At 68.3% G+C, this 4656-nt stretch carries 4 protein-coding genes; all 4 read left to right on the top strand.

Annotated elements, in window-relative coordinates; genetic code table 11:
- Nucleotides 1-793, top strand: a 793-nt coding sequence (locus ACZ32T_RS32485; protein ID WP_467370744.1) for an IS110 family RNA-guided transposase, incomplete at its 5' end; no start/stop codon positions are given.
- 347 nt (nucleotides 794-1140) lie between these two features.
- Nucleotides 1141-1875: an HNH endonuclease family protein gene (locus tag ACZ32T_RS32490; RefSeq protein WP_467371115.1), complete on the top strand. Its 735-nt coding sequence runs from the start codon at nucleotides 1141-1143 to the stop codon at nucleotides 1873-1875.
- Between the two features lie 136 nt (nucleotides 1876-2011).
- Nucleotides 2012-2284: a hypothetical protein gene (locus ACZ32T_RS32495; RefSeq protein ID WP_467370746.1), complete on the top strand. Its 273-nt coding sequence runs from the start codon at nucleotides 2012-2014 to the stop codon at nucleotides 2282-2284.
- A gap of 557 nt (nucleotides 2285-2841) precedes the next feature.
- Nucleotides 2842-4656: tetratricopeptide repeat protein (locus ACZ32T_RS32500; RefSeq protein ID WP_467370749.1), on the top strand; the 1815-nt coding region annotated here is incomplete at its 3' end.

Here is a 4656-nt window from a genome sequence, read left to right on the forward strand (position 1 = left end):
GATGATCGTCGGCTTCGACGACGACCTGGCCGGCGAGGCCACCCGGATCAGCAACCGGCTTCGCGGCCTGATGACACAGATCCACCCGCATCTGGAACGAGTCCTCGGTCCGCGGATCCAGCACCCGGCCGTTCTGATGCTGCTGGAACGGTTCGGGTCCCCGGCCCAGATCCGCAAGGCCGGACGCCGACGGCTGATCACGCTGATACGTCCGAAGGCGCCCAGGATGGCCGAGCGGCTGGTCGAAGAGATCTTCACCGCGCTGGACGAACAGACCGTCGTAGTCCCGGGCACGGACGCGGCCGCGCTGATCGTCCCGAGCCTGGCCGACTCCCTCACCGCCATCCTTGACCAGCGCAAACTCTTGGCCGCGCGGATTGAGGAAGTGTTGGAGAACCACCCTCTTTCCAGGGTCCTGACGTCCATGCCGGGGATCGGCGTCAGGACCGGAGCCCGGATCCTCATCGACGTCGGCGATGGCAGTTCGTTCCCCTCTGCCGCCCACCTTGCCGCCTACGCCGGCCTCGCTCCAGCAACCCGAAGTTCGGGCTCCTCGATCCGCGGCGAGCAACCATCCCGGCGAGGAAACAAGCAGCTCAAGCGGGCCTTCTTCCTCTCCGCGTTCGCCGCCCTGGCCGACCCGGCCTCCCGCACCTACTACGACAAGAAGATCAGCCAGGGCAAGCACCACACCCAAGCCCTCCTCTGCCTCGCGAGACGACGAGCCGACGTGCTCTTCGCGATGCTCCGCGACGGCACCTTCTACGACCCTCAACCCGCCCCATCAGCTTGACCAAACCCATAGGGGCACCCCCCCGCACACGCGTTGACCCGCTTGTCCACGTAGGCCCGAGCCGCGGTGGGAGCGGACACCGCGGGGGCAGCGGCCAGGGGGACGAGGACAGCGGCCAGTGCAGCAGAAATGATCATTCGTCGCATGGGCGGCTCAACGCACCTGGTCACCCCCGCCGTCACGGGCAAAGGGATCGGTTCACCCGAACTCGTTGCCCCCGCCGGACGTCGTCAGATGCGGTCTCAGCGGGTGTTTCGTTTCTTCAGGTGAACCGGTGTCGCGATCGGGTGACGTAGCGTCGATGCCCCGCTGCCCGGCAGGGGGCGGCTGCTACATCACGTCTCGTGATGATCTCCCTGATGCGGCGCGGCCTGCCCGCGCTCGCCCTCGCCGCCCTCCCCCTGCTCGCCACGCCTGCCTCCGCCGGCACTCCCCTGCCGGCAGAAGAGCAGCCCTTCACCTCCTACGCCCCGGCGCAAGCTCCCGATGGTGTCCCAGGTGCCCGGCGGTCGCTGGGGCTGTTCGAGGCGATCGACCGGCTCCCGGTCGCCGAGGAACACCGGGCGGGCTACCAGCGGACCCTGTACAAGCACTGGAACCGCGGCCTGAACGCCACGGACGGCTGCGACACCCGCCGAGAGGTCATCCTCTCCGAAGCCGTCAACGCACCCCAGGTCGCGGCCGGCTGCAAACTCACCGGCGGCTCCTGGCGCAGCGCGTACGACGGTCTGGTGGTGAGCGACGCCGGGCGGCTTGACGTTGACCATTTCGTGCCGTTGGCGGAGGTGTTCGACTCCGAGCAGACACCGTGGAGCGCCGAGCGGCGCGAGGCGTACGCCAACGACCAGGGGTCCGCGGACACGCTGATCGCGGTCTCCGCCGCCTCCAACCGATCCAAGAGCGACAAGGATCCCGCGCAGTGGATGCCCACGGACGGGGCCTACCACTGCACCTACGCCGCAACCTGGGTCGCAACGAAACTCCGCTGGGACCTGGCCGTCGACGACGCCGAGCGCCAGGCCCTGCTCGGCACCGCCGAGGACTGCTCCGGCACCACCGTCACCTACGAGCCCGCCCCGTAACCCCTGTTCGGCTTCGAGCCAGCCGGAGGTACTGATACGGCTGAGCCCCGCCCCCAGCAGCAGACCGCGCCTGGGGGCGGGCGGTTCCCCGCAGGGACGGCGCTGCACCCCGGTGGGCGGCTGGCAGCCTGAACTGATGACCAAGGACACACGGCCGCGGATCTACGGGTCCGCTCATGACGACACCGGCCCTCACGTCACCCGCCCCGACCATGAGTACGTCCAGCTGGACGGCGGACCGCTCGACGGGCAGCTCCTGGACGTCACCGACCTCACCGCCGACGAACGCACCGTCGGCGCTTACCTGATCACCCCGCACAGCGCATACGACCCCGGCGGGCGAGCCTCGTACGCACCCACCTTCAGCCGTCCTGACGGCCCGTGGGTCTGGGAAGGCGACGTGCCCTGAACACGCCCCCACCGCGTCGACCCTTTCAGCGGACGGTGGCTGCCGGTGCCTATGGGAGGTCTCGTTGACCAACGTGGTGGTCGGGCAGTCCCCGCCAGGGTCAGCAGTGCTTCGTGCGCGGCGTCATCGGCGGGCAGACCGCAGCGCTGCAGCCCGGCATGCACCCGGGCGGGCTTCGGGGCCTATCGTCTCCGGCCGACTGCGCGGAGAAGCAGGACTTAGGCGCCGTCTGGCCCGACTACGAAATCTGCTCCTGGACACCGTGTTCGCCGACCTCGGACTCGACTGGGCAGCGTAGGACGCATGGGCTCGCTCCGACCGCAGAGCTCCAGAACGGCGAGAATTCTTTTGCATGGCTGACAGACGGAAGGCTGAATCGGAAAACTGATGACCTGCGTCTGATACGGCAGGCGTGGGCGGACGTGATGCCGTCCGCCAGGTGAGATAGGCGAGTAGCGGGGGTGGCGGGGATGTCGGGTGCGGGTGCGGGGGGTCTGTCGCGGGGGGCGTTGATCCGGCAGCGTGCGAAGGCGCGTTTTGTGGGTCGGCGTGCACAGTTGGCGCTGTTCACGGAGAACTTGTCGAAGGACCCAGTTTCCGAGGAGGCTCCGGCGGACTTTTTGTTCCATGTGCGCGGGGTGGGCGGGGTGGGGAAGTCGACGCTGCTACGACAGTGGCAGGAGGCGGCCAGGCGTGCGGATGCGGTGACCGCTGTGGTGGACGAGAACGACGTCCATGGGGTGCAGCAGGCTTTGGTCGAGCTGGCCCGGCAGCTGGCGGAGCAGGCGGGGCCGTGTAAGGAGTTCGACAAGGCAGTCGGGCAATTTCGGCGGGAGCAAGTAGCGCAGGTGGAGCCGGCGCCTGTGGAGGGTGATGCGTCGGTGTCGAGCCGGTTGGTGACGCAGGCCACACTGGGAGCGGTGTCATTGATCCCGGGAGCTGGTGTCGTAACGGCGATGGCGAGTCCGGATGCCGCGGCTCAGGGGTTGGACCGGCTTCGGTCGGCGTCTCGGTCGCATGCTCAGCGACGCAGTGGGCGAGGTGACGAGGCGGGGTTGAGCCGTGCTTTCGTCGGCGAGCTGGAGCGGTTGTGTCGTCGGCAGCGGTGGGTAGTGCTGTTCTTCGACACGTGGGAGCAGACCGCGCAGTACTTGGACGGGTGGTTGCTAAGTCTGCTGGATGAAGAGTTCGGCCCGGTGCCAGCGAACGTCATCGTCGTGCTGGCCGGCCGGGACGAACTGTCGGAGCGGGAATGGGCGCCGCTGCGGGATCAGGTCGCGGACGTGCCGTTGGAGATCTTCACCGAGGCAGAGACACGCTCGCTGCTAACCTCGCGGGGCGTGACCGATCCGGAAGTGGTGGAAGCAGTACTGCAGCTTTCGATGGGACTTCCGCTGCTGGTCGAACTCCTCGCTCTGGCCCGCCCGCACACGGTCGAGGAAGTCGACGCGGGCGGGGACCTCGCCGATGTGGCCGTCGAGCGCTTCATCCAATGGATCACGGCCCCAGACAAGCGTGAGGCGGTGCGGGCATGTGCGTTGCCGCTGCAGCTGAACGAGGACGTCTTCGCTGCTGCCGCGGGCCCTGCCGCAGAAGGGCTGTGGGCGTGGCTGTGCGGGCAGCCGTTCGTCAGCGGCCGCGGCGACTACAAGCACTACCACGCCGTGGTGCGCGCCAGCATGATCCGCCAGCAGCGGGCTTACTCCCCGCAAGGCTGGGCTTCGGCGCATCTGCGGCTCGTTGACACCCATGCCGCCTGGCGTGCTGCAGTCGAGGAACGGCTCCCCGAAGCCAAGCGCTGGGAAGATGCGGAATGGCGTCGGCACCGCCTGGACGAGACGTATCACCGGCTGTGCGCGCGTCCGGGAACGTATCTGACGGCCGCTCTGGAAAACCTCGTGCATGCTGCGGGTCAGGATGCCGCCGTGCTGCGGCAGTGGATCGAGACGCTGGAACAAGCCGCGCAGGAGACTACCGACACGGCCCTGCTCACCTGGGCGGGACGTCTTCGGGCTGCTCTTGTCGGCGATGAGCCCGGTCTCCTCTGTCTCGGTGTTCTGATGTCACACGGTCGGCTGAGTGCTGAGAGCAGAAGCTGGGCCTGCACCTACCGGGGCATTCACCTCTACCTCTGTGACCGGGAAGAGGAAGCGCTCACCGAGTTCGACCGCGCCATCGCCCACAACGCCCGCAACGCCCGCGCCTGGGCCCGGCGCGGAGAAACCCATCGCTGGCTCGGTCGCCACGACCAGGCCATCACCGACCTCACCGCCGCACTCGAACTCAACCCCACCGATGCCTGGGCGCTCGGCACCCGCGGCCAAGCACACTCGCAGGCCGGTCGCTACGACCAGGCCATCACCGACCTCACC

This window comes from Streptomyces sp. NPDC023573 (assembly GCF_055559735.1).